General features: G+C 52.5%; 19 protein-coding genes and 3 tRNA genes. 17 read left to right on the top strand and 5 right to left on the bottom strand.

What is annotated here, in order from left to right; all coding sequences use genetic code 11:
* Nucleotides 1–16: 16 nt before the first annotated feature.
* Both HCR00_RS02100 and HCR00_RS02095 read right to left on the bottom strand, forming a co-directional pair.
* Nucleotides 17–1,234: an HRDC domain-containing protein gene (locus HCR00_RS02100; RefSeq protein WP_167142297.1), complete on the bottom strand. Its 1,218-nt coding sequence runs from the start codon at nt 1,232–1,234 to the stop codon at nt 17–19.
* Nucleotides 1,235–1,236: 2 nt separating this feature from the next.
* On the bottom strand, nt 1,237–1,845 hold the full coding sequence (locus HCR00_RS02095; protein ID WP_167142294.1) for a DUF3000 family protein: 609 nt from the start codon (nt 1,843–1,845) through the stop codon (nt 1,237–1,239).
* An 85-nt stretch (nt 1,846–1,930) separates the two neighbouring features.
* Here HCR00_RS02095 and zapE point away from each other — a divergent pair, with 85 nt between their 5' ends.
* Together zapE and HCR00_RS02085 are read left to right on the top strand one after the other, a co-directional pair.
* Nucleotides 1,931–3,037: a cell division protein ZapE gene (gene zapE / locus HCR00_RS02090; RefSeq protein WP_424945188.1), complete on the top strand. Its 1,107-nt coding sequence runs from the start codon at nt 1,931–1,933 to the stop codon at nt 3,035–3,037.
* Nucleotides 3,038–3,046: 9 nt separating this feature from the next.
* Nucleotides 3,047–3,604 carry a type II toxin-antitoxin system PemK/MazF family toxin gene (locus tag HCR00_RS02085; protein ID WP_166984685.1) on the top strand — a complete coding sequence of 186 codons (558 nt, stop codon included), beginning with the start codon at nt 3,047–3,049 and terminating at the stop codon, nt 3,602–3,604.
* Here HCR00_RS02085 and HCR00_RS02080 read toward each other — a convergent pair.
* Nucleotides 3,601–4,641, bottom strand: a complete 1,041-nt coding sequence (locus HCR00_RS02080; protein WP_166984686.1) for a hypothetical protein — start codon at nt 4,639–4,641, stop codon at nt 3,601–3,603. The genes HCR00_RS02085 and HCR00_RS02080 overlap by 4 nt on opposite strands.
* A gap of 196 nt (nt 4,642–4,837) precedes the next feature.
* On the opposite strand from HCR00_RS02080, the gene HCR00_RS02075 reads away from it, so the two are divergent.
* From HCR00_RS02075 to HCR00_RS02060, 4 genes are all read left to right on the top strand, one after another.
* Nucleotides 4,838–4,910 (top strand) — tRNA-Gly (locus HCR00_RS02075).
* 47 nt (nt 4,911–4,957) lie between these two features.
* Nucleotides 4,958–5,031: transfer RNA gene (locus tag HCR00_RS02070), tRNA-Cys, on the top strand.
* 6 nt (nt 5,032–5,037) lie between these two features.
* A tRNA-Val gene (locus HCR00_RS02065) sits at nt 5,038–5,112 on the top strand.
* A gap of 63 nt (nt 5,113–5,175) precedes the next feature.
* A complete protein-coding gene (locus tag HCR00_RS02060; RefSeq protein WP_166984687.1) occupies nt 5,176–5,844 on the top strand; it encodes a pyridoxine/pyridoxamine 5'-phosphate oxidase in 669 nt (222 codons plus the stop codon).
* Here the strand turns inward: HCR00_RS02060 and HCR00_RS02055 are convergent.
* On the bottom strand, nt 5,841–7,088 hold the full coding sequence (locus HCR00_RS02055) for a multidrug effflux MFS transporter (protein ID WP_166984688.1): 1,248 nt from the start codon (nt 7,086–7,088) through the stop codon (nt 5,841–5,843). The two genes, HCR00_RS02060 and HCR00_RS02055, sit on opposite strands and share 4 nt — an antisense overlap.
* A 139-nt stretch (nt 7,089–7,227) precedes the next feature.
* Between HCR00_RS02055 and thrS the strand changes: the two genes are divergently transcribed.
* The 4 genes from thrS (at nt 7,228) to ruvC (ending at nt 11,191) form a co-directional block, all read left to right on the top strand.
* Nucleotides 7,228–9,141 (top strand): threonine--tRNA ligase, encoded by a 1,914-nt coding sequence (gene thrS / locus HCR00_RS02050; protein ID WP_424945196.1) that lies wholly within the window; start codon nt 7,228–7,230, stop codon nt 9,139–9,141.
* Nucleotides 9,132–9,728, top strand: coding sequence for an HIT family protein (locus tag HCR00_RS02045; RefSeq protein ID WP_166984689.1), 597 nt, complete (start codon nt 9,132–9,134; stop codon nt 9,726–9,728). The genes thrS and HCR00_RS02045 overlap by 10 nt, the downstream gene beginning before the upstream one ends.
* Before the next feature lie 89 nt (nt 9,729–9,817).
* The gene (locus HCR00_RS02040) at nt 9,818–10,582 is read left to right on the top strand and encodes a YebC/PmpR family DNA-binding transcriptional regulator (protein ID WP_166984690.1); all 765 of its coding nucleotides are present in this window, start codon (nt 9,818–9,820) and stop codon (nt 10,580–10,582) included.
* A 9-nt stretch (nt 10,583–10,591) separates the two neighbouring features.
* Nucleotides 10,592–11,191, top strand: a complete 600-nt coding sequence (gene ruvC / locus HCR00_RS02035; RefSeq protein ID WP_166984691.1) for a crossover junction endodeoxyribonuclease RuvC — start codon at nt 10,592–10,594, stop codon at nt 11,189–11,191.
* Between the two features lie 12 nt (nt 11,192–11,203).
* Here the strand turns inward: ruvC and HCR00_RS02030 are convergent, their stop codons facing one another.
* A complete protein-coding gene (locus HCR00_RS02030) occupies nt 11,204–11,968 on the bottom strand; it encodes a trimeric intracellular cation channel family protein (protein ID WP_167142291.1) in 765 nt (254 codons plus the stop codon).
* A gap of 65 nt (nt 11,969–12,033) precedes the next feature.
* Here HCR00_RS02030 and recO point away from each other — a divergent pair, with 65 nt between their 5' ends.
* From recO to HCR00_RS01995, 7 genes are all read left to right on the top strand, one after another.
* Nucleotides 12,034–12,804: a DNA repair protein RecO gene (gene recO, locus HCR00_RS02025; protein WP_166984693.1), complete on the top strand. Its 771-nt coding sequence runs from the start codon at nt 12,034–12,036 to the stop codon at nt 12,802–12,804.
* Entirely contained in the window at nt 12,788–13,570 is a 783-nt protein-coding gene (locus tag HCR00_RS02020) for an isoprenyl transferase (protein WP_167142288.1), read from the top strand. Before recO ends, HCR00_RS02020 begins: the two co-directional genes overlap by 17 nt.
* Before the next feature lie 22 nt (nt 13,571–13,592).
* Complete coding sequence (gene dusB, locus HCR00_RS02015; protein WP_166984695.1) at nt 13,593–14,786, top strand: tRNA dihydrouridine synthase DusB; 1,194 nt, start codon at nt 13,593–13,595, stop codon at nt 14,784–14,786.
* Nucleotides 14,779–16,023 (top strand): deoxyguanosinetriphosphate triphosphohydrolase, encoded by a 1,245-nt coding sequence (locus HCR00_RS02010; RefSeq protein WP_243854499.1) that lies wholly within the window; start codon nt 14,779–14,781, stop codon nt 16,021–16,023. Before dusB ends, HCR00_RS02010 begins: the two co-directional genes overlap by 8 nt.
* 22 nt (nt 16,024–16,045) lie before the next feature.
* Nucleotides 16,046–17,953 (top strand): DNA primase, encoded by a 1,908-nt coding sequence (gene dnaG / locus HCR00_RS02005; protein WP_166984697.1) that lies wholly within the window; start codon nt 16,046–16,048, stop codon nt 17,951–17,953.
* A gap of 763 nt (nt 17,954–18,716) precedes the next feature.
* Entirely contained in the window at nt 18,717–19,958 is a 1,242-nt protein-coding gene (locus HCR00_RS02000) for an ABC transporter permease family protein (RefSeq protein ID WP_167142282.1), read from the top strand.
* Nucleotides 19,955–20,620 carry an ABC transporter ATP-binding protein gene (locus HCR00_RS01995; protein WP_166984699.1) on the top strand — a complete coding sequence of 222 codons (666 nt, stop codon included), beginning with the start codon at nt 19,955–19,957 and terminating at the stop codon, nt 20,618–20,620. The genes HCR00_RS02000 and HCR00_RS01995 overlap by 4 nt, the downstream gene beginning before the upstream one ends.
* The last annotated feature ends 190 nt before the right edge of the window (nt 20,621–20,810 follow it).

Genomic DNA, 20,810 nt, shown 5'->3' with positions numbered 1-20,810 from the left:
AATAATGGAATTACTTTTAGTTTGAGTCTACAAAAATAAGCCTGAGTTTTTGCGATATTGCTTCAACCTGCCAATTACGTGCACCAAGCTCGCGCAAGGCACTGTTGAGACTCTCCAAATCTGGGGTTTCAGGCGGCCTAACAATAAGTCGTTTTAAAACAGCCGGTTCGAGCAGATTTTCTGGTTGTATCGCCATCTCATCGGCTATTTCTGCGATGATTTCACGCCCGCGTGTGAGGCGTTTTCGCAACACCGGATCCGCATCACGGCCGGTTAGTAGCCGGCGTAGACTGGCTTCAGAATCTCCCCGTTCTGGTGGGTGCTTCAATATCTCAGTGCTCTGTTTACCCTTTCGGATCGCCCGCCACCAGCGCCCGGCTTCTGTGCGTGCAGCGGTGCCGCGAAAGTCACGCATGCGAACGAGATCATTTTCAGAGCGTGGTCGTTTTTCGGCGGCCGCAATAATCGCGCTATCGCGCAATAGCAGCGTCGGCTCAACATCCATCTCACGTGCGAGCGCATCGCGGGCGAGCCACAACTCTTTGACAATCGCAAGTGCCCGATTATCACCGTTTACCTTCGTAATGTGTGAAGTGCGGCGCCACTGATCGGCGCGTTTAGGTTTCGGTTGCCACTCTAAGAGCGCCGCAAACTCTTCAGCAAAAATTTCGGTCTTGTTTTGTTTTTTTGCTGCAGCGATAAAATTTTCGCGTATGTTGGCGAGAAACTCGACATCGATTGCCGCATACTCAAGCCATTCGTGGTGCAGCGGGCGCAGCGACCAGTCAACATCAGAAAACTTCTTTTCAAGCTGCACGTTAAGAACTTCTGCAACAAGTTTTCCAAGCGCGGTGCGCTTTTTCCCAAGCAGGCGACCGGCAAGCTCGGTGTCAAACAGTTTTTTCGGGCGCAACCCCAGCTCAGCCAGGCAGGGAAGATCGTGCGGCGCAGAGTGCAAAATCCACTCAGATTGGTTTAGCAATTCACGCAGCGGCTCAAGATCAAGAATTTCTATCGGATCAATCAGAAAGATCGCTGAGTCGCCTCTTTTTATTTGGATCAAGTAGGCTCTGCTGAAGTATCTGTATCCTGATGCTCGCTCGGTGTCTAACGCAAACGGGCCGTCGTGCGCTGCCAACTCAGTAACAGCTCTTTTAAGACCGAGATCGTCATCAATGAGCTCCCAGCTCAGACGCAGTGAGCTCTGCGGCAGCAAAGCTTTCTCTGACGTCATTGTTAAACGCGTTCCTTGCGTGCACGGTGCGCGCTCAAGGAAACGACGCCCTCAGCGTCTGGTAGGCCGGCCATCATGCACAAAAGCTGGGCCCAAGCCTCGGCGTGCGCCGCAAAGTTGTCATCGCACGGCGTCCATGAGGCGCGAATTTGTAGCTGCGCACCCGTGCCCGCTGCTGCTAATCCGCCATAGCCGGAGGAGATAGTTTTTGTTGCGGATCCGGATATTGCTGTGTAGTCGGCGCCGTGCTTGTTGAGCGCATCAAGCAACCACGACCAGGTGACATCTGCAATAAAAGGGTCGTCTCCCATTTCGAGCTCTAGGGGAGCCTGGGCGTAGCACACAAAACGAAAATCACTGCCCCAGCTATCAACGCTGTTACTGTCGTGTAAAAGTATCAGACGCCCGGCGCCTTCGGCTGAATCAAGATCCGGCTCGGCGTTTCTGTCTTGTAGGTGTGATACTCCGCCACCGATAGCGTGTGTGAACTGCGCGGTTGTGCGCGGTGCTGCAATTTCTGCCCACTGCAATTCAGCGCGAAAATTTGCCGCCCGAATTTGCGATACCGCCGCCTCGAAACTGGGCGGGGCAGTTGTTAAAGTTGCGCTCACACTGATAATTTATGAGTGCCTCTCATATCCACCCCTGAGGCGCGCCGCAATTCTGGCTGTAAGCTGAGCGGTCTAAAATTAACGGGTGCTAGCAAACGAAAATTCTGCATTCAATCACCTGACGCACAGGACCCCACGGGTTACCGGCATGGAGCTTGTGGCGACTCTGACACCGCCACCGCAGTTTGCCACGGCTACTTTTGATTCTTATAAACCGGATCCTGCGCACTCCTCACAGTCTGAGGCGAGGCAGCTGTTGCGCAATTTTGTTGCCGGTGTCGGATCACAGCCGCTGCAGGAAAAGCGCGGGGGATTTTTCGGCTTTGGGCGTAAGAAAAAGCAGGGGGTAGCAGAAGAGGCAGCACAGCTTGCGCCTGCTGTAACTGTGCCCGCCGGCAAAATGGGTGTCTATCTCGACGGCGGTTTCGGTGTTGGAAAAACCCACCTGTTGGCGGCCGCATGGCACGCGCAGGCCGGGCGCAAATATTTTGGCACCTTTATTGAATATACGGCGCTTGTTGGAGCATTGGGTTACGACGGTGCGGTGAAAGTGCTCAGCGGCGCAAAACTTATCTGTATCGATGAGTTTGAGCTTGATGATCCGGGTGACACGATGCTGATGACGCGCCTGATTAAAGATCTCACCGCAACCGGTTCAAAGTTCATTGCAACCAGTAATACTCCGCCGAATGCACTGGGTGAGGGGCGTTTCGCCGCTTCCGATTTTATGCGCGAGATTCAGTCTATGAGTGAAAAATTCGTGACCGTACGAATTGACGGCGAAGACTACCGACAGCGCAATATTGAGGGTGAAGCGGTTGTGCTGAGCAGTCAGCAGTACACCGAAAAACTTGCACGCGATAGCGCAGCTGGCAAGTTTGTGACCGACGATAGCTTTGTTGACCTGCTTAACCACTTGAGACATGTGCACCCTTCAAGCTATGCGGCGCTGGTCAGCGGCATAGACCGGATCGGCCTGCGTGACACCTTCGAGCTGACAGATCAGTCTGCCGCGCTCCGGTTTGTGGCTTTCATTGACCGCGTTTATGATGCGCAGATTCCGATGCAAGCAACCGGTATCCCGCTAAACACTATTTTTGGCGGTGGCATGCTCGACGGCGGTTATCGCAAGAAGTATCTGCGCTGTATGTCGCGCGTAAACGCCCTGTGCTCAGGTGAAATTGCTGATTAGGGCGCGCATATGAACTGGGAACGGTTGATCCGAAAAACTTTAGAGTCGCTGTTTGCTGAGCTGTTTCGTGGAAAACGCACCCGGCGCGGCACCAGATCTGCTCGGGGCCGCAGCGCCTCTCAACACAAGCACGGTTATCAAGTATCTGGCGCGGAATCTCCCGGACGTTACGGCGCTGGCGCCACCTGTGACGCTAAAACAGCAGAAATTAAGTCGGCTGTGTTTGGTTATCAACCGAATCATGATGGCGATCCAGATCCGGGTGAGGTTGTTTGGACGTGGGTGCCGTATCAGGAGGCTGACGGGCGCGGCAAAGATCGTCCCGTGCTGATCCTTGGCCGCTGCGATCAAGAGACGGTAATTGGTTGCTATCTGTCAACTAAACAGCATCGCGGATTTATTAATATAGGGTCTGGGCCGTGGGATGCGGAACAGCGAAACAGCTATCTTAACCCACATCGTATTTTGCGCGTTAAGACCTCAGGAATGCGTCGCGAGGCTGCGCAAGTGAGCCGCAGCCAGTATGACGAGGTTGTTAAACAACTGCAGCACAGAGGTGTTCTCTAATGGAGCGGATCTAGGCTGCTGTCGAGTTTCCGGTTGAGGTCGACAGAGGTTTCAGATAACTCCAAGAGGCGTTGCCTCTTTGTTTCAAAATCAGATGCGAGCCCTTCTAGCTGGAGCCGCTCATTTTCTAAGCTGTCGCGGCGCTGTTTCAGTAGATCGCTTTCTCGGTAAAACGCTGCTGGGTCGTCCGCATAAAAATGTTCGTCATTGCGTTTTCTGAAAGCCTCTGCGTCTGCATTAAATGAGCGCACTGCATCTTCAAAGCTTGCCCTGCGAGACTCGTATTCAGACTTAATGCCGTCCATGTTTGCCTGTAGCTGCTCAGCTTCTGCCTGGAGGTCGCTGAACACAGAATGGTAACCGTTGAAATAGGAGAGGATCGCACCGCGGTCTTTGAAGTAGCTGCTGTAGTGCGTTTCCAGGGTCTTGGGCAAATCGCTAACTTCGGTGCCTAACACTGAGTGGAGTTCGTTAGCGAAACTTGTTTCTGAGAGGTGTTCATACACGCTCATCCGCTCAGCAAGTGCGGGATCTGCGGCTTTTCTTTCCTCATAAAAGCTGAGCAGTTGCTGCTGCAGGCTCTCGCGCTCACCGTTTTTAAGTTGCGCCCAGGCGGCGTGCAAAAGTTCGTGCGCAGCGGTGGTTTCGACGATTCCAGAAATGCGGGAATCATTGACGCGAAACAGATAAATTGCGTGCTTGTGCGAGTAGCAACCGACAACATGACCGCCCTCCCTGTGGTCAACACCGGCACACGCCTTATTAAACCGGTCGCGATCGATAATCTCTGGATGCGTTGATCTGAAGACGAGCGAGCCGGCGGTGGTTAGTTGGAGATGCTCTTCGAGAGTTGCAACCTCAGCAGATGGCTCAAACTGTTGCGTCTGAATCCAGTTTGAAATTGTGTAGCGCTGATCGTAGGCGTAGTAGCTGCCGGCGAGCACACAGGCACCAACTAACAGGGACGCCAGCACCCGCCCAGTGCGACGCCGCTGCGGCACAGGCGTGGGTTCGGACGAAATCGGATCTTGGAGCATTTTAATAAGTTCTTGACTGCCGGGTCAGTCTTATGTAAAAGCTTATTGCCACCTCGGGGCATATCGCGTAAATACGGGCGAGAGTTAACAAAATGAAACAGTGCAGAGTGCGTGCGACACGCTGAGCGCCGTGATTATTTGCAAAATGATAATGAGTTTATTAAAGTTAATCGAGTTGCACGGGAACGTGTAGCAAGCGGATGTAGCGCAGTTGGTAGCGCATCACCTTGCCAAGGTGAGGGTCGCGAGTTCGAGTCTCGTCATCCGCTCTGGTGGGCGGTTAACCGAACCACCCCCGGTAAGGTTTATTCCTTTCGGTGGCGTGGCCGAGAGGCGAGGCAGCGGCCTGCAAAGCCGTATACACGGGTTCGAATCCCGTCGCCACCTCCACTAAATGAGCGATTGGCGCAGCCTGGTTAGCGCGTTTCCTTGACACGGAAGAGGTCGCTGGTTCGAATCCAGTATCGCTCACAGATTACTTACTAATCACAGTAGTTTTCTCTGACTGCGAGAATCGCGTAATAGACTTTTATTATGGGTTCTGCACAGTATGATCAGCTCTTTACTGAAACTTTTGAAGCCTTAGCTTCCGGGTCTTATGCACCACTAGACCTGCTAACTAAGTGGTGGCAAACAGCTGAGAGCAGCGATATCATTGTTGATCACCGTGCAGCCGCACTTGCCACCTTCGATGCTGAGAGCGGATACCCAGACTCGCGAATCGTGTATGTGCGGCCGCCTAGGGAGTCTGGCTTTGAGTTTTATACTGACCGCAGCTCTGTTAAGGGGGTGCAACTGCAGAAACACCCGCAGGCAGCTATTACGATGCTGTGGCACAATGCGTGGATCCAAGTGCGTGTGCGCGGCGATGTGACGCTGACCTCACGCGACAGTGATCTGGCATACTGGCAGGCTCGCCCGGTAGAGAACAGGCTCGCAGGGTATTCTTCACAGCAGTCACAGGCTGTTGCGAGTGAGGCTGAGCGCGACGCTAATTTTGCAGCAGCCAAGGCGCTCTATCAGGAAGGTGATGTGCCGCTGCCGGAGCGCTGGGGTGGTTTCGTGTTGCTTCCGCGAGAAATTGAATTCTGGCGTGGCACCGATCACCGGATGCACCGGCGGGTACGTTTACAGTGGCAGGGGAGCGAGCAGCCGAATCTCAACACTGCAGACGGGTGGAGCCACACGCTTCTAAACCCCTAAACCGGTTTTTTAACGACAGCCCGGTAAATTAACCATCCGATGCTGCCAACTACAACCAGCCCCAGGGCGCCGGCAGCCAACTGCCAGGCAGCGCTTTCAGCCGCCGGCACTATGACACCGGCGATAGTTGCTGAGCAGAGCAGCAGCAGAAATGATGCGACGCTGGTCGCGCTACCTTTTGAATCAGGGAACATGTCAACCATTTCAAGCTGCGTCGGGCCCATCATTAGTGCCGCACCCAGCCCGGCCAACGCCGGCCCCACCATGAGCAACTGCGCGGGGAGGGCGTGGGTGTTGCCTGTGTCGATGATCAAATATGCCATCACCGTGCTGTAGCTGTGGGCTATGAGCAACACCGGAAGCGCAATACTGATGAACGTGCTGCGCCGCACCCTGAATGAGAGCCTCCCGACCAGCAGGTTGCCGATGGTCATACCGCCAATAATAGGCACAAATAAAAGCCAGTAGTCCTGTTCACTGAGCCCCAAGTAGTGCGGAATAATGACAGGCGCGGCACTGATGTAAACAAAGAAACCCTGGCTGGCTAATGTGACCAAGCCAAGCAGTAAGAAGCGCGGGTTGCGACCCACATGCACTAGCGCCTTCAGAATAGCGCCAGGCTTAAACGGCAGACGCTTGGTTTTAGGCAGTGTTTCAGGAATGCGAATGAGCGTTAAGACGAGAGTCACAGCGGCGTATACGAACATCGCAAAAAAGATATGACGCCAGGTGCCGATGAGCAGCACCCAGCCGCCGATAATTGGCGCTATAGCGGGAGCGAGCGCAAAAACCATCATCACATTACTGGTCAGTCGCTGCGCAATCGGGCCGCTGTAGAGATCGCGAATTATGACGCGAGAGATAACAGTTGCACCACCTGCTGACAGCCCTTGAACAGTGCGAAAAATCAGCAGCAGCTCGAACGACGGCGCAAGAGTCGTGCCCAGACTGGCGAGCAGATAGACGCTAAAGGCAAGCAGCATAACCCGTTTGCGCCCTATCGCATCAGAAATAGCGCCGTGAAATAAGCTCATTCCTGCGAAGGCAACAAGATAAATACTAGTAATTTGCTGCAGTTGTGCCGTGCTGACATTAAACTCCCTGCCGATATGCGGGAAACCGGGGAAGATCATGTCGATTGTGAACGGCCCCAACATCGCTAACATTGCCAGGCTAATGATTAATGCGAAGGGCGGCTTATCCGGAAAACCAGTTGATAAACGAATTGCAGAGGTTTCTGACACCCGATAAGTCTACGCCTCTAAGATAGAAGTAGAAATTTTTAGACTAGATGCAGCGTAGAGAAGTTAACAACAGATCTACCACTTAGGAGAGATTGTGGCAGACGGTTTTTCACTGTTTACCGACCGCAACGTCGTCGCGATGCGCGTCAACGGCGAATTGAAAGATTTAGCAGCTACAGTCTCTGACACGGATACAGTTGAGCCGGTCACGCTTGAGTCAGAAGACGGCTTAAACATTTTGCGCCACAGCACCGCGCACGTGCTTGCGCAGGCCGTGCAAGCGATCAACCCAGAAGTTAAATTGGGCATCGGGCCACCGGTAACCGACGGTTTCTACTACGATTTTGATCCTGCTGCGCCGTTCACACCTGAAGATCTCAAAGAGATCACCAAAAAAATGCAGCAGATTGTGAAGCAGGGGCAGCGGTTTGTGCGTCGCGTGGTGTCAGAGGACGAAGCGCGCAGAGAGCTCGCAAATGAGCCTTACAAGCTTGAACTAATCGGGATCAAGGGCAGCACCGGCGACGATAACGAGAACGTTGAGGTCGGTGGTGCAGAACTTACAATCTATGACAACGTTGATCCGAAAACCGGTGAGGTGCTTTGGAAGGATCTGTGCCGCGGCCCGCACCTGCCCAACACAAAGCTAATCGGCAACGGCTGGAGTTTAATGCGCACAGCCGCCGCTTACTGGCGGGGCAGTGAGAAGAATCCGCAGTTGCAGCGCATCTACGGCACCGCGTGGCCGAGCAAAGATGAGCTGCGCGCCTATCAGGTGCGGCTTGAAGAAGCCGCGAAACGCGACCATCGCAAGCTCGGAGTCGAGCTAGATCTGTTCAGCTTCCCTGATGAAATCGGTTCGGGTCTTGCCGTTTTCCACCCCAAGGGTGGCATCATCCGTAATGAAATTGAGCAGTACCTACGGGGGCAACTGCTTGCGGCCGGCTACGACCTTGTAAACACCCCGCACATTACGAAGGGGCACCTCTTTGAAACAAGCCAGCACCTGTCTTTCTATAAAGACGGCATGTTTCCGGCAATGCATCTTGACGAGGTGAGTGACAGCGAGGGCAACGTCATAAAACCCGGGCAGGATTACTACCTGAAACCGATGAACTGCCCCTTCCACAATCTCATTTATCGCGCTCGCGCACGCTCCTATCGTGAGCTGCCGCTGCGTCTTGCCGAGTTCGGCACGGTTTACCGCTACGAGAAGAGCGGCACACTCTCAGGCCTGACCCGTGTGCGCGGCCTGACCCAGGACGACGCGCACATTTATGTTACCGATGAGCAGGTGCGCGATGAGATTAAGAGTCAGCTGACACAGGTTTTTAATGTGCTGAATGGTTACGGCCTCAGCGACTACTATCTTGAGCTCTCAACCCGCGATCCGGAAAAATCGGTGGGCACAGATGAGCAGTGGGAAACCGCTGAAGCAACACTCCGTGAGGTGGCAGAAGAAACAGGTCTCGAGCTGGTTGCTGATCCGGGTGGTGCGGCTTTTTACGGCCCGAAAATATCGGTGCAGGCGCGTGATGCGATCGGCCGCACATGGCAGATGAGCACCGTGCAGCTCGATTTTAATCAACCGGAGCTGTTCGAGCTTGAATACGCTGCCGCTGACGGCACGCGTAAACGTCCGACCATGATTCACCGGGCGCTGCTCGGCTCGGTTGAGCGATTCTTCGCAATTTTGCTTGAACACTATGCTGGTGCATTCCCGGTTTGGTTGTCTCCTGTGCAGGTTGTCGGTATTCCGGTGGCCGCTGAATATGGCTCATACCTCGATGAGATTATTGAAAAACTGCGCGCGCACGGTGTGCGTGCTGAGGTGGATCACGACGATGATCGAATGCCAAAGAAGATCCGCACCCACACCAAAGCGAAGGTGCCTTTCCAGCTCATCGCCGGTGAAGAGGATCGCAGCGCTGGCGCGGTCAGTTTCCGCTTCCGTGACGGCTCACAGTTAAACGGTGTGCCGGTGGCTGAGGCTGTGGAGCGCATCGTGCAGGCGATTCAGCAGCACGAACAGGTGAACACCGCATGGGCCTAGAAGATGCGGACACAGTAGCGCAGGGGGTGGATCTGCCGGCCGACCTCTTCGGCGCAGAGCGTGAGACGGAGTTTGCCGCCGGCGCGCCTGATGGTTTCAGCAGGCTCTGGGTGCCGCATCGGATGGCGTATGTGGCAGACCACACCCAGCCGGGAGCAGCAGACTGTCCATTCTGTGCGGCGCCGGCAAAGAGCGACGCAGACGGTCTTATCGTTGCGCGTGGCGAGAGCGCTTTCGTCCTGATGAATCTGTTTCCATACAACGGCGGGCATGTGCTTGTGTGCCCCTACCGGCATATTTCGACCTATGACGAAGCTTCTGCCGCAGAGGTTGCAGAGATCGGTTTCTTAACGCAGCACGCGATGCGCGTTATCAAAGAGGTGAGTGGCTGTCACGGTTTTAATATCGGAATGAACCAGGGGGAGGTGGCTGGTGCTGGGATCGCAGCCCATCTGCATCAGCACATCGTGCCGCGTTGGAGATACGACTCTAATTTCTTTCCCATCATCGCGCGCACGAAGGCACTGCCGCAGCTGCTTGAAGAGGTTAGAGCACAGCTCGCATCGGCGTGGGACGTCACAAGTTAGCCGCGCGATCCGCAAGAAATATGGGGTAATCTGCCGATTACCTCTAAACTGAATCTGTTGACTTTTTCTGAAGACGGTAAGGAATATCGATGGCAGGTCACTCCAAGTGGGCAACAACCAAACACAAGAAAGCAGCGCTTGATGCGAAGCGTGCAAAAGCTTTTGCGAAGTTGACCAAGAATATCGAGGTTGCCGCACGAATTGGCGGCGCAGACTTAGAGGGCAACCCGGCTCTTGAAGTTGCTGTGCACAAAGCTAAAAAACAGTCTGTGCCGAACGACAACATTGAGCGCGCTATCAAGCGTGGCGCAGGTCTCACCGGTGATGCTGTTGACTACGAAACTATTATGTATGAGGCTTACGGCCCCAACGGTGTGGCGCTCCTGATTGAGTGTCTGACCGATAATCGCAACCGTGCAGCAACCGAAGTGCGTGTGGCGGTGACCCGCAACGGGGGCAACATGGCAGACCCGGGAAGCGTGTCTTTCAACTTCAACCGTAAAGGTGTGATTACCGTAGCGGCTGAGGGCGCAGATGAAGACTCAATTTTTGAGGCGGTGCTCGAAGCTGGTGCTGAAGAGGTAGAGAAAACCCCGAACGGTGAGGCGTTTGAGATTATCACCGAGCCAAACGATGTTGAGCCGGCTCGAAAGGCGCTGGCTGATGCTGGGATCGATTACGAATCAGCTGAGGTTGAGTTTGTGCCGAATCTGAAGGTTGATATTGACGCTGAGACGGCGCGGAAAATCTTTAAGCTGATTGATGCGCTTGAAGACAGCGATGACGTGCAGAACGTTTACTCAAACTTTGGTCTGACCGCTGAGGTGCAGGCGGAGCTTGAGGCAGACGAATAAAATCACCTTATGACAAGGATTCTCGGCATCGACCCCGGGCTAACACGCTGTGGGGTCGGTGCCGTTACTCTTTTACCCGGTCGTAAACTGCAGTTCGATCATGTTGAGGTGCTGCAGAGCGCGGCGGATAGTGAACCGCAGCAGCGTCTCGCGAAGATCGGCGGGGCTATTGAGCGGATCCTGGATAGCGCTGAGAAGCCGAACGAGATTGCCTTAGAGCGTGTTTTTGCGCAGCAAAATTTGCCGTCTGTGATGGGTGTTGCGCAGATTTCAGGGGTGGTTCTTTATTTAGCGGCACAGCGCGGTATTCCGGTGACGCTCTACACTCCAAATGAAGTTAAGCTGCAGGTGACAGGTTACGGTGCGGCTGATAAATCACAGGTGGCAACGATGGTGGCCCGGCATCTCGGGCTTGCGGCCCTGCCAAAGCCGGCCGATGCTGCCGACTCGCTCGCGATTGCGATAACCCATGCCTGGGCGCTGTCACGTGCGGGAGCGGCTGCGTTAGGCTCCAAAGCTAACGCCAGTGGCGGGCAGACCCCCGCACAGACGGCGTGGTTAGCGGCCGAACAAAAAGCGGGCAGACGCCGTAAAGGGATGCGCCGGTAGTGTTCGCGCCTATTAGGCGCGCGGCATTGGGTTTGGCCCTTCCGGATCGATGTCTGGTAGTCCATCCGGTAAATGCGGTATCTGAATTGTGCGAGTGCGGATCGCTTCGATGGTCTCTTCGACCTGGCGCTGGCGACGACGACGGCGCCTATCGAGCGCACGCTGCTCGGGCAGGCTCCAGCCAAAACGCATCGCGAGCAGACGGATCGCAGCGGTTAACACAACACAGATAACACCCGCGATCGTGATGCTCATCCCGAACTTGATTGCGAGCACCACGAACGTTGATCCAACAATCGCCGCAACCGCGTAAAACGACCCGACGTGCAGAGCTGCTATTGGCAGATTCAAAAAAACATCTCGCACAACACCACCGCCGACGGCGGTCACCGCGCCGCAAAAGATAGCGGGCACAATTGGCAGCCCAAAGGCGAGAGCTTTAGTTGTGCCGAGGGCTGCGAAAGCGCCGAGTGAGAGCGCGTCAAAAACGTTGATTAGCTTATCGACCTTCAACAGCACGCGCTGCAGGAGCATCCCGATCATACCGGCCACCACACACGTCACCATGTACCAGTTGGTGGTCATAGTTGCCGGTGTCACATTTAGAAAAAGATCTCGGATCAGACCGCCGCCAATGCCGCAGCAGATGGAGATTACCGCAACACCAAGCAAATCAAGGCGTTTAAAGCCCGCTGCAAAAAGTGCGCCCTGCATACTTCCGAGAGCGACAGCTGAAATATCTAATGCGAGCGGAATGGTAAAGATCTCGTTTTCCACAGATTAATTCTTGCAAATCGGCGTGCGCTAAGTAAATCTTGGGCGCGGCGCTAAATACTCTACTTATGCCAGTGTTTCGGGATCATGCGATTGTGCTGCGCACCCAAAAGTTGGGTGAGGCTGATCGCATTATTACAGCCCTCACCCGCGCACACGGGCAGCGCAGAATAGTTGCGCGCGGTGTACGCAAGATCAACTCAAAAATAGGCGCCAGGCTTGAACCTTTTAATATCGTAGACCTGCTTGCGTTTGAGGGGCGAAGCGGTCTCGACTCACTGAATCAAGTTGACTCACTAGCCCTATTCGGTGCTGAAATCAGTTTGGATTTTGACCGCTACAGGGCTGCAAGCATCATGGCCGAAACAGCGATTCAGCTGACTGAAATGGACGCAAGCGTGCATCAGTTCAACCTTTTGAGCGCAGCGTTAAAAGCACTAGCCGGCAGAGAGCAGGCCCCTGAGCTGCTCCGCGATTCATACCTTTTGCGCAGTCTCGCACTGGCAGGCTGGACGGTTGAGTTGCGCTCTTGTGTGGTGTGCGGGTCGCGAGATAATCTCACCCACTTTAGTGTGCAGCACGGCGGGGTGGTTTGCGATAACTGCGCGACACCGGCTATGTCACGCATTAGTTTTGCAGAGTATGAGCTTTTGGCAGCGCTCTTGATTGGAGCCTGGGTGCGCGTAAACAACAGTGATGCCAGTAGCCGCCAGCATGTCAGTGACCTAATCGCGGCATTTGTGCGGTGGCAACTTGAGCGTGGCTTAAAGTCGCTTACAATCGATGAAATAGCCAGAAGGGCAGAACAGCAAAGGGGAAACCGTGGCGAAAGAGTCTGAGACGCTCGTGCCCGTTGACTGGACCGGGCAGACTCCGCCTGAATTTAGCGGACCGGTGCCAAAACATATAGCGATCGTGATGGACGGTAACGGCAGATGGGCAAACCAGCGGGGACTCACTCGCATTGAGGGGCACAGGCGTGGTGAGCAGACACTGTTAGACGTTGTGGCGGGCGCTGCACAAGCCGGGGTTAAGTATCTCACCGTCTACGCATTTTCAACTGAAAACTGGCGCCGCTCACCAGAAGAAGTGCGCTTTCTCATGGGATACAACCGTGAAGTTTTAAGAAAACGGCGGGCGCAGCTACACGACTGGAACGTGCGTATGCGCTGGTCGGGTAGACGCCCTAGGCTGTGGTCTTCGGTTATTAAAGAGCTGCATGCAGCTGAAGCTCTCACCCGGCGCAACACGGGTTTAACACTCACTATGTGTGTTAACTATGGGGGGCGCACTGAAATCGTTGATGCGGTGCGGGCGCTTGCTGCAGCTGCCAAAGACGGCAAACTGGATCCCAAACATATTACCGAGCGCTCACTAGCACGCCATCTTTACGTGCCGGAGCTACCCGATGTTGATCTTTTTCTGCGCACATCGGGAGAGATGCGCACGAGCAATTTTATGATGTGGCAGTCTGCCTATGCTGAAATGATGTTTGTTGAGAAGCTGTGGCCAGATTTTGATAGAACCGATTTGTGGCGGGCAATTCAAGAGTTTCACGGCAGAAACCGCAGATTCGGTGGTGCAGTTGATTTGCCACTGAAGTAAATAGTGCGAGAATTATGACGCAATGAATCAAACAGTTGAACACCAACCGCTAAAAATAGGGAAGCTCAGTTTCGATATTCCGGTCGAGCTGGCCCCGATGGCCGGTATCACCAACACTGCCTACCGGAGACTGTGCAAAGAGTATGGTGACGGGGTTTTTGTTAGCGAGATGATTACCAGCCGTGCGCTGGTTGAAAAAACTCCCGCAACCATGCGATTAATTCAGTTTCATGAGAGCGAAACCCCGCGTTCAATGCAGCTTTATGGGGTTGATCCGAAAACTATCGCGGAAGCCGTGAAAATCGTGGTAGACGAGGATCTTGCCGATCATATCGACCTGAATTTTGGCTGCCCTGTGCCGAAGGTGACACGCAAAGGCGGGGGAGCGGCACTGCCGTGGAAAAAAGATCTGTTCGCAGCAATCGTTGAGCAGTCGGTGAAAGCGGCGGGCAGCATCCCCCTGACTATTAAAATGCGCAAGGGGATCGATGAGGATCACCTCACTTTCCAGGATTCTGCACGGGCTGCGGTTGATGCGGGTGTCAGCGCAATCGCATTGCACGGCCGCACCGCCGCGCAGCACTATTCCGGCAAAGCTGACTGGGATGCAATAGCGGAACTTGTTGAAATTGTGAAGGCGCGTGCGGATATTCCGGTGCTCGGCAACGGTGATATTTGGTCTGGGCAGGACGCTATTACGATGGTTGAACAGACCGGTTGTGACGGTGTTGTTGTTGGTCGGGGGTGTCTCGGCAGGCCGTGGCTGTTCGGTGATCTGCAGGCGATGTTTGAGGCTCGTGCCGGGCGCATCAGCTGGGAGGAAGCGCGCGCCCTGGCTGCAGCGCCAAAACTCGGCGCTGTTATGGATGCTGTGCGCCGCCACACCGAGCTGTTAATCGAGTTTTTTGGTGACGATGAGGCGCACGCATGTCGCGATATTCGCAAACATATGGCCTGGTATTTCAAAGGCTATAGCGTTGGCGGAGATGTGCGGCGGGCGCTTGCGGCGGTGATCTCACTCGAACATATGGATGAGATATTTGCAACCATGGATCGCGACATGGCGTATCCGGGTGAGGGAGCCGAAGGGCCGCGGGGCCGCGCCGGCAGACCAAAACGGCCGCACCTGCCGGAGGGCTGGCTCGATACACAGACAGTAGAAAATATCGACTTCACTGAGCTTGCTGCGGCAGAAATTGACGGTAACGGTGGTTAAGGGATATTCAGAAGCTGACTTTGAGCGTTTTCAGCCAGAGCAGCACACCAGTTCTCGCAGCGATTTTGCTAGGGATCGGGCACGTGTTTTGCACAGTTTTGGGTGGCGACGCTTAGCGTTAAAAACTCAAGTGCTCAGCCCCCGCGCGGGCATCGACTTTGCGCGCAACCGTCTCACACACTCGCTTGAGGTGGCGCAAATCGGTCGGGAGCTTGCCGCAAGTTTTAATGTCTCTGAAGATTTGGTTGACACCGCCTGTCTGACCCACGACCTCGGACACCCACCGTTTGGGCACAACGGTGAAGTCGCGCTGAATGAATGGGCTGATAAAGCCGGTGGCTTTGAAGGAAACGCGCAAACCCTGCGCATCCTGACGCGTCTTGAATCAAAACGTTTTGATGCTAACGGCAACTCGATAGGTTTGAACCTGACGCGCGCAACGCTCGATGCCTCGTGTAAGTATCCTTGGGGCCGCATCGATGCGACCGGTAATAAACGTCATAAGTTTGGCTACTTCGATTCAGATAGCGCTGTTTTTGACTGGCTGCGGCAGGGTGCGGTGCCGGGCCGTAAAAGCTTTGAAGCGCAGGTGATGGATCTCGCTGACGACATCGCCTATTCTGTGCACGATTTTGAAGACGCGATATTTAGTGAGCACATAACCCCGTTTATGCTCGCTGCAAAGAGCGGGCATCAGGCGACACTGCGCACTATCGCCGAGTGGTCTGGCAACGAATACACGATCGCTGAATTGGGTGAAGCATACGAGAATATTGCTGCATCGTCGCTGTGGTTGACTGATTGGACGGGCAGCCGTCAAGACGCAGCGCAGCTAAAAAATTTCACAAGCGATATGATCGGTCGCTTTGCGGGCGCCGCGATTACCGCAACGAAAGAAAGCTATGCTGCGGAACAGCTTGCGCGCTACGGGGGCAGTGTGATTGTGCCGCGCACGATCCGCGCAGAAATCGCTGTTTTGAAGGGGATTGTTGCAGCCTATGTCATGCGCGCAGACAGCAGGCAGGCGACTTACCGCAAACAGCGTGAACTGCTTACTGAGCTGCTCGATAAATTTTGGCAGCAACCGGGGTTGATGGATCCCGCATTCCAGAGCGATTTTAATAGTGCTGAGAGTGAGCACGCAGCGCAGCGTGCTGTTGTAGATCAGGTTGCGAGTCTGTCGGATCAAGCAGCGATTGAGCTTTATAACCGCTACTGCGCTATTCCGCTGGTTTAAGCGGCGCGCTAGACTTAACGGCATGGCAGGCCGCATACCCGAGAGTGACATTGCCGCGATTAAGCAGCGGGTCAATATTTTTGATGTGGTATCTGACTATGTGACCCTGAAGCGGGCTGGTGCCGGGTCATTTAAAGGGCTGTGCCCGTTTCATGATGAGAAAACACCGAGCTTTACCGTCAACGTAAATCAGGGCTATTTTAAGTGCTTTGGGTGTAACGAAAGCGGCGATACGATCGCGTTCTTACAAAAGCACGAACACCTCTCTTTCACAGAGTCGGTTGAGAGGCTCGCTGAGCGAGTCGGCTATCAAATCTCTTATGAGGATAGGCAGGGGGCGCCTAAAGGGCCGAGCAAAACCAGACTCTATGAGGCGCACAAGATCGCCACAGAGTTTTACGCCCGGCAGCTTGCAACTGAAAACGGTCAGGTTGCGGTTGAATTTCTGGCAAAGCGCGGCTTTGACAGTGGGGCGTTAAAAAAATTTGAGATTGGTTATGCACCAGACTCTTGGGATGGGCTGACAGGGCTATTAAGGCAGCGCGGGTTTAGCCAAGAAGAGCTCACTGCGAGCGGGCTGGCGTCGGCTGGCAGCCGTGGCATCTATGATCGCTTTCGCGGGCGTATTATGTGGCCAATAAAAAACATCACCGGCCAAACTATCGGTTTTGGTGCCAGAAAACTTTTAGAGAGCGACCAGGGGCCAAAATATCTGAACAGCCCTGAAACACCGATTTATCAAAAATCACAGGTGCTCTACGGCTTAGACAGCGCGAAAAAAACTATCGCTGAGCGACGCAGCGCAATCGTCGTTGAGGGGTACACAGACGTTATGGCGTGTCACCTTGCGGGTATCACCAACGCGGTAGCGACCTGCGGTACCGCGTTCGGATCAGATCACATTCGTCTCTTGCGCCGCATTCTGGGTGACGAGGCGGCGGCTGAAGTTATTTTCACCTTTGATCCGGACTCCGCCGGTGAGGCTGCAGCGTTGAAGGCTTTCGGGCAGGATCATCAGTTCAACGCCCACACCTATATTGCAACGAACCGCTACGGTTTAGATCCTAGCGATCTGCGACAGCAGCAGGGGGACAACGCGGTTATCGCAATGTTTAGCGAGAAGAAACCGCTGTTCGAGTTTGCCCTGCAACACGCTGTTAAGAACTATGATCTAAACACTATCGAGGGGCGCTACGGTGCGCTCCGGCGGGCTCTTCCGGTAATCGCCGCGATTAAAGACAGCAGTCTGCAGCCGGAATACATGCGTGAGCTGGGCAAAATGGTTGGTTTAGACTTTCCCGATGTGCAGCGAGAGTTTCGGGCACTGAAACAGCGCGGCAATCTTGCCCTACCAAAGGCGCACACCGCTCCGCGGGAGTTAGCGGCGGATACCGCAGAGGCAAATGGTCAAAATACGGTTGCTGCTACCACACCCCAGCAGGTGCCGCAGATCACACTCGGCATGCTCCCGCAAGATACGGGAACAGAGATAGAGGTGGATGCGCTCGCAGCGATGCTGCAGTATCCGCTGTTGGTCGGCGCGGATCGTCTCGCGCATGCGGCAACTGCGCGAGTTGATCTTGGGCCTTTAAAACAGGTGCGCGATGCTATTGCAGTTTCGCTTGAGAGTCTTGGTGACGGCGCCGGTTGGGTTGACCGTGTCAGCGCCGCAGCCCCTGCAGAGGTGCGTTCTCTGGTGCGGGAGATTGCGCTGCTGCCGCTGCCAAACTTAGAGACCCGGCAGTTTCAGAAATTCGTGGTGCAGTCTGTTGTGCGGCTGCAGCAACGTGATTTTGAAACCTTGCAGCAGGAGCTTACAAGACGTCTAAGGTTGGTTGCAGACCCCGGGAGCGATGAGGCGACAGAAATTCGCAAGCACATTTATACTGTTACCAAGCTGCGCCGTGAGTTCGACCAGCTGTTTGAATAGCGCAGGTGGTGTGACACTAACAACGTTTGTTAGGGCTCAGATAGCGCTGTAGATGTGCAGCTACAGCTCATACTTGACATTTCCAAAATAATGTTGTACGTTCCGATTAGAAGTAGAATCTGCTCACATTCAATGGTGAAGGGTGAAACGATGAATAAGAAAATCACAACATTAGTTCTCTCCATAATGCTTTCTCTGGGTGGCGTTGGCGTGGCTTATGCTCAATCGTGGGGTCACTCACGGTAAAAGGTACTGACCCAAGTATCGGTTAATTTAGGCGCCTAAACTCTTAACTACCTGGCTGTATTACCGTGATTATAGGGAGTTTCCTGAGAAAAGTTCCAATCAGGAAAATTATGCTATTTGAGCTGCTTGGACTTTATCTTGGATTCTTTTTCTTATCGTGGTTTTTCTCATATGTAGCACATGGATCTGCGTCTTCGTATGTGTTGATAAGATACCTGAAACCCCTTCTGGAGTATCAAACACAACTTTTATTAGGGCTCTCGCTAGTAGTTGCTGTGCACCATTATCAGTTCTTGCTAGCTGCCAAAACTGAGGTGAAATGCCGTGTTTTAGTTGGCGACAGAGTATGCACTATACGTTTCAGATACGCTCTTGCCTGTGTGACCATTCTTTTATTTAGTTTTTGTATATCCATTGCTGCGCACCTATCACTGAATTTGAATATTGATAATTCGGTCTATTTATTCACTTGCTTTGCGGCATATATCACCTTAACTGCTCTGTTATTGAGGTGAAAATGAAAGGATCCGCAATGAGTATCTTTAAGTTTTTCTTTTTGCGGGTTTTCTTGCGGAAACCCTTACTGAGTTTAACTGTGTTTTTACTGCTATTAGCAGGGAACTATATAGCCTTTACTACAGTGAGAACCATAGTTTCTACAATTGAAGGGGCGCAAGAGGCTTCACGTTTAACTTCCTCAGAAATAGTTGTATCCAATTTGGACCCAAATTCAAATTTAGACTTCGAAAAAATTACCGAAACTAGGTTGCAGGAAATATATAACTTCCTGAGCAGTAAATATGAATATGGACTGTTCACCGATGGGTACATCGTTGACTTACCAAATAGGTATGATGTTGAAATACCAGCAGTATATATGAACCAGACCTATAGTAATTTGAATGGTTTTGCTATCGCAAGTGGGGAAGGTATAACGTTCGAGAGCCGTGTAGAGAGTTCTGATTTAATACCGGTTTTAGTAGGGCGAGGTCTTACCGAAGATTACCCAGTGGGATCAACATTCACAATGGTTGACCCTGTTTTGCACATGCCGAAAGAATACGTTGTCAAAGGGATACTCGCTGAAAATACTGCGCATTCAAATTTGTATGCATTAGATTCTAAGCAATATTACAATTTCTCAATTGTTGTCCCGGTGACGGAAGACTTTATCGAAAAAACAGATCTCGCTTTCAAATTAAACGGTTTGATGGATCTAGTGCTAATTAATGCCACTGCGCAGGAGATTAAGGAGCTACAGTCTTACATTAAGCAGATAATCGCAGTAGATTTCAATTATTTTAGTGAACAACAAAATATTGATTTTTATAACCAATACTTTAAGTCTTCTATTAATTTTCTTGCTGTGGTGTCCGTAATTTTGCTCGTGGCGATAATTCTATTGTCAGTGTGGAGTTCGTTGATTAGCGTTCGTACAATGATTCGTGAATTTACGATAAATCTTCTTGTGGGGCTAAGCTACAAAAAATTTCGACGCATATTTTTTAGCTACTATGCCGGTTTATCTCTGCTCGCTTTGATCGTAATATTTGTTTTAGCCGCTTATTCTAGACAAAGTTTCTGGATAAAAAAAGACGCATATTTCATGACCTATGGATCATTTGGTGGTCTTATTTTTATGGATTGGGTAGGGATAACGGCAGCGCTTATCGTTGATGTCTTAATTGCAGTTGTCGTGTCAAAAATAGCTGTTTACCGTGTGAAGAGGATTCCTATTACTGTTGGAGTACTGCAATGAAAGACAACATTATTGAATTGCATGTTAAAAGTAAACTTTATCGTGGGAAGTCGTCTGTCGTAACAGCCCTAAATGATCTAACTCTCGCTGTATCGCAAGCTCAAACGCTTGCCATAGTAGGTGAATCAGGTATTGGGAAAAGCACCCTACTGAATATTCTAGGCTTGCTCGATAGAAAATTTATTGGCAGTTACAGCTTATTTGGGAAGGATGTTTTTAGATTAACTGATGCGGAACTGGCACAATGGCGAAACCAAAAAATAGGATTTGTGCTGCAAGAATCCGCTTTAATTAACTCTCTGTCTATTGCGGATAATATCGCTCTGCCGATGTTGTACGCTAAACAAAGGAAAAGCGAGGGACGGAAACGCTTGCTAGAGCTCACTCGCTCCCTTGGTATAGAGTCAATTCTCGACAAGAAACCGTTGGAATGCTCCGGCGGAGAGAAAGCGCGAGCTATATTTGCACGCGCAGTTATTCTAAAACCTCAATTGATTCTTGCGGATGAGCCTACCGCTTCGCTCGATGCAGAAAATGCTGAACGTATACTCGATCTGTTATTGGAACTAAACAAGCACCACGGCGCAACGGTTATTACGGTCACGCATGACTCAGAAATAGCTAGCCGACACGAGAGATTAGTTGAGTTAAAACGAGGTTAATCATGGGTTTTGCTGTAATGATTTTTTCTTTCATATTTGGTGTTGTATGTCTTATTGCAGGGTTTAAAAATGTGAAACTAAACCCCATCTGGCTGTTGTCCATAGTTATCGGTGTAGCCGGGATCGCTTTCGCAGTTTATTTAGGTTGGCCCAAATAAGGGGCAGTAATACATCTGGCGTCTCTTCACCT

The sequence above is a fragment of the Canibacter zhoujuaniae genome (assembly GCF_011752005.1).
GTDB lineage: Bacteria > Actinomycetota > Actinomycetes > Actinomycetales > Microbacteriaceae > Canibacter > Canibacter zhoujuaniae.
The sequence above is the reverse complement of the archived record's forward strand: the minus strand, read 5'-3'. Positions and strand labels throughout refer to the sequence as shown.